Below are 3,486 nucleotides of genomic sequence, written 5' to 3'. Positions count from 1 at the left end.
GCCGCCAACTGGGTGATCAACGAGCTGTTCGGCCGCCTGAAGAAGGAAGATCACGACATCACCGAAAGCCCGGTCAGCCCGGCGCAGCTGGGGGGCATCATCGACCTGATCGCCTCGGATGCGATCTCGGGCAAGATCGCCAAGGACCTGTTCGAGATCGTCTATAGCGAAGGCGGCGACCCGGCCGAGATCGTCGAGGCGCGCGGCATGAAGCAGGTGACCGACACCGGAGCCATCGAGGCGGCGCTGGACGAGATCATCGCCGCCAACCCGGCGCAGGTCGAAAAGGCCAAGGTGAACCCGAAACTGGCGGGCTGGTTCGTCGGCCAGGTGATGAAGGCCACCGGCGGCAAGGCCAACCCCAAGGCGGTGAACCAGCTGGTGGCGCAAAAGCTGAACGGATGACGCGCGGGGGGGCTTTCCGCCCCCGCCCTTCCCCCAATACCCTGGTTATCGGAGCCCGGCCCATGCAGTTCGACGCCCCCTTCCGCTCGGCGCCCATGGCGATCCGCCCCGAATGGATCGACTACAACGGCCATCTCAACATGGCCTATTACAACGCGCTGATGGATCAGGGCGTCGACCAGCTTTGGGACCACCTCGGGTTTGGCTCCGACTATATCGAAAACACCGGCCACACGACCTTCTCGGCCGAATACCACATGCGCTATGTGCGGGAGATCCATCTCGACGCGCCGGTGATCACCACGTTTCAACTGCTGGATTTCGACGAAAAACGCTTTCATTTCTGTCAGGAACTGCTGCACGCCGAAGAAGGCTGGGTCTCGGCCCGCGGCGAAGGCATGGGGCTGCATATCGACATGTCCGGCCCGCGCGTGGCGCCGATGCCGCCAGAGGTATTCGCCCGGTTTCAGGCCCTGTCCGACAGCCACAGCAGGCTCGCCCGGCCCGACTGGGTCGGCAAACCGATGGGCATTCGCCGCACCTGACGCCGGATGGCGCGACAATCGGGACAATGGGCACAATGGCACTGGACCATCGCCCGGCCGCATGACAGGCTGCGGCCATGGTTGAAGTGATTGATGTTCTTCAGGAACGCAGGGACCTGCCGCTGTTTCTCGAGCGTGACGGTCTGATCGGCATAGAACTGGGCGTGGCCGGGGGCTGGTATTCGCGGCGCCTGCGCGAATCCGGGCTGTTTTCCCAGCTTTACGGAGTCGACATCTATGGCGACCGCCACGACACCGCCGAATATGTCGCGGCGCTGAAGAATGTCGGGATCGGCGAAAACTACTGGCTGTTGCGGATGCGTTTCGACGAGGCGCTCGAGGTCTTCCCGGATCAGCACTTCGATTTCGTCTATATCGACGGCTATGCCCACAATGGCGAGGAACGCGGCAAGACCATGTTCGACTGGTATGCCAAGGTCAAGGTCGGCGGCATGATCGCTGGCCACGATTACCACCCCAAGTGGCCGCTGGTGACGACCTCGGTCGACACGCTGTCCGAGCTGACCGGCCAGCCGGTCCTGCGCAGCGCCCTCTCCGAGCCGCGCGACCCGCAGGACAAATTCCCCTCGTGGGCGATGATGAAAACCACTGCCGAAGTGCCCGCCTATCCCGACCGGCTGGCCCGCCTGCCCCGCAACAAGCGCCGATAAACCGTCGACAGGGGGCCGGGGGCTGGTGTACCCTGACCCCGATCAGAACGGTTTATTTTATGACAAAGTTTGAGTTCAAAGTGGTTCCCGCTCCTGCCAAGGGCCGCAAGGCACGCGGCGTCAAGGGCACCGATGGGCGATTTGCCTATGCTCTGGAAAGCGTGATGAACGAGATGGCCGCCGAGGGCTGGGAGTTCCTGCGCACCGAAACCCTGCCCAGCGAAGAGCGCAGCGGCCTGACCTCGACCACCATGTCCTTTCGCAGCGTGATGGTCTTCCGCCGCCAGCGCGCCGATGATGTCAGCGCCTTCCGTCCGCGCCTGCTTGAGAAGACCGCGCAGAAGGTCCTGCCGCGACCGCAGCCGGCCGAGGTCGCGTCAAAGGCCGCGCCCGACACCACCGAAGAGGACGAGCCGCAAACCGGTTTCATCGCCAGGGCCGAGGCCGGCGAACCGGCCAACCTGCCGGTGGCGCTGCTGGCCCGGGCGCGCAGCGTGACCCGGCCCCGGACGTCAGAAGACCCCGACCAGGCCGCCGAAGCCGCCGAATAGGCCGCCGGTTCAGGCGTCGATATCCAGTCGCAGCGCGTGGATGCGCGCCACCAGATCGCCGCCCAGGGCCGCGTGCACCGCGCGGTGACGCTGGATCCGGCTCTGCCCGGCAAAGCCTGCGGCCCGGATCATGACGGCGAAATGGCTTTCGCCTCCGTCCCGGTAACCGGCATGGCCGCGATGGCTTTCGCTTTCGTCGATGACCTCAAGCGCGGCCGGCGCGAAGGCGGCCTCCAGCTTGTCGTGAATTTCCTGCCTGACGGACATTTTTTCTCTCCTGCCCCTTCTATCTGCCGGTGTTTAGACTAAACTCTGCGCCTCGAGTCGAAAAGGTGAGTTCATGCCCAAATCAGATCCCTTCGGTTTTGATATGTCGGTCAAGTCGGCAAAAAAGAAAAATCCGCGCGGCCGGCGCAGCATGTCGGGGGCGCAGGAGACCTCGACGCGCCTGTGCGAACACGAAGGCTGCTCGGAACCGGGGCAGTATCGCGCCCCCCGCGCGCCCGACGTGCTGGACGAATTCAAGTGGTTCTGCAAGGACCACGTGCGCGAGTACAATCTCAAGTGGAACTTCTTCGACGGCAAGACCGAAGCCGAGATGAACGCCCAGAAATCCAAGGACAAGGTCTGGGAACGCGAGACCAAGACCTTTACCGACCCCGAGGCCCGCGCCTGGGCCCGGCTGGGGATCGAGGATCCGCATCAGGTGCTGGGCGGCAATGCGACCCAGAACCCCGGTCGCGGCGCCGGCAGCGGCCGTCGCCTGCCACCGACCGAACGCCGCGCCATCGAGATCCTCGAGGCCAAGGACAACTGGACCAAGGCCGAGGTGCGCAAGGCCTACAAGAAGCTGATCAAGGTGCTGCACCCGGACATGAACGGCGGCGACCGCAGCCAGGAAGAACAGCTTCAGGAAGTGGTCTGGGCCTGGGACCAGATCAAGGAAAGCCGCAACTTCAAATAGGCCGCAGAGCGCGCCGGGTCGGCGCCACGCTCAGGCCGGCCTGAAGACAAGGCTGACGCCGTTGATGCAATGGCGTTTGCCGGTCGGTGGCGGCCCGTCGTCGAAGATATGCCCCAGATGGCTGCCGCAGCGCCGGCAGTGGCATTCGGTATGCACCCCCCAGAAGGTGCGATCTGGCCGGGTGGCGATGGCATTGGCCTGCGCCTTCCAGAAGCTCGGCCAGCCGGTGCCGCTGTCGTATTTGTGGCGGCTCGAATAAAGCGCCAGATCGCAGCCCCGGCAATGATAGAGGCCCTTGGCGGTCTGCTTGTCGAGCGGCGATGAAAAGGCGCGCTCGGTGCCCGATTTGC

The 3,486-nt window shown here is 64.4% G+C and carries 6 protein-coding genes and 1 pseudogene; 5 read left to right on the top strand and 2 right to left on the bottom strand.

Annotation, left to right across the window (positions count from 1 at the left end; translation table 11 throughout):
• From gatB to ABZD10_RS14435, 4 genes and pseudogenes are all read left to right on the top strand, one after another.
• A pseudogene (gene gatB / locus ABZD10_RS14450) lies at positions 1 to 405 on the top strand (Asp-tRNA(Asn)/Glu-tRNA(Gln) amidotransferase GatCAB subunit B); the annotation flags it as partial.
• A gap of 62 nt (positions 406 to 467) precedes the next feature.
• The gene (locus ABZD10_RS14445; protein ID WP_372887546.1) at positions 468 to 950 is read left to right on the top strand and encodes a thioesterase family protein; all 483 of its coding nucleotides are present in this window, start codon (positions 468 to 470) and stop codon (positions 948 to 950) included.
• A 77-nt stretch (positions 951 to 1,027) separates the two neighbouring features.
• The gene (locus ABZD10_RS14440) at positions 1,028 to 1,621 is read left to right on the top strand and encodes a class I SAM-dependent methyltransferase (protein WP_372887545.1); all 594 of its coding nucleotides are present in this window, start codon (positions 1,028 to 1,030) and stop codon (positions 1,619 to 1,621) included.
• A 59-nt stretch (positions 1,622 to 1,680) separates the two neighbouring features.
• A complete protein-coding gene (locus ABZD10_RS14435) occupies positions 1,681 to 2,172 on the top strand; it encodes a hypothetical protein (RefSeq protein ID WP_372887543.1) in 492 nt (163 codons plus the stop codon).
• 9 nt (positions 2,173 to 2,181) lie between these two features.
• Here the strand turns inward: ABZD10_RS14435 and ABZD10_RS14430 are convergent, their stop codons facing one another.
• The gene (locus ABZD10_RS14430; RefSeq protein ID WP_372887541.1) at positions 2,182 to 2,439 is read right to left on the bottom strand and encodes a BolA family protein; all 258 of its coding nucleotides are present in this window, start codon (positions 2,437 to 2,439) and stop codon (positions 2,182 to 2,184) included.
• Positions 2,440 to 2,512: 73 nt separating this feature from the next.
• Between ABZD10_RS14430 and ABZD10_RS14425 the strand changes: the two genes are divergently transcribed.
• Positions 2,513 to 3,136, top strand: coding sequence for a DnaJ domain-containing protein (locus ABZD10_RS14425; RefSeq protein ID WP_372887540.1), 624 nt, complete (start codon positions 2,513 to 2,515; stop codon positions 3,134 to 3,136).
• 30 nt (positions 3,137 to 3,166) lie between these two features.
• Here ABZD10_RS14425 and msrB read toward each other — a convergent pair.
• Positions 3,167 to 3,486 (bottom strand): peptide-methionine (R)-S-oxide reductase MsrB (gene msrB / locus ABZD10_RS14420; protein ID WP_372887538.1); only part of this gene is annotated, 320 nt, incomplete at its 5' end.

This window comes from Shimia sp., assembly GCF_041624275.1.
Lineage (GTDB): Bacteria > Pseudomonadota > Alphaproteobacteria > Rhodobacterales > Rhodobacteraceae > Shimia.
Note: the sequence above shows the minus strand (reverse complement) of the source record. Positions and strands in the feature narration are given on the sequence as shown.

Excerpts from the sequence above, each read along its gene's own strand:
- ABZD10_RS14440 (WP_372887545.1), top strand. The coding sequence starts at position 1,028 with ATGGTTGAAGTGATTGATGTTCTTCAGGAACGCAGGGACCTGCCGCTG.
- ABZD10_RS14445 (WP_372887546.1), top strand. The coding sequence starts at position 468 with ATGCAGTTCGACGCCCCCTTCCGCTCGGCGCCCATGGCGATCCGCCCC.
- ABZD10_RS14435 (WP_372887543.1), top strand. The coding sequence starts at position 1,681 with ATGACAAAGTTTGAGTTCAAAGTGGTTCCCGCTCCTGCCAAGGGCCGC.
- ABZD10_RS14430 (WP_372887541.1), bottom strand. The coding sequence starts at position 2,439 with ATGTCCGTCAGGCAGGAAATTCACGACAAGCTGGAGGCCGCCTTCGCG.
- ABZD10_RS14425 (WP_372887540.1), top strand. The coding sequence starts at position 2,513 with ATGCCCAAATCAGATCCCTTCGGTTTTGATATGTCGGTCAAGTCGGCA.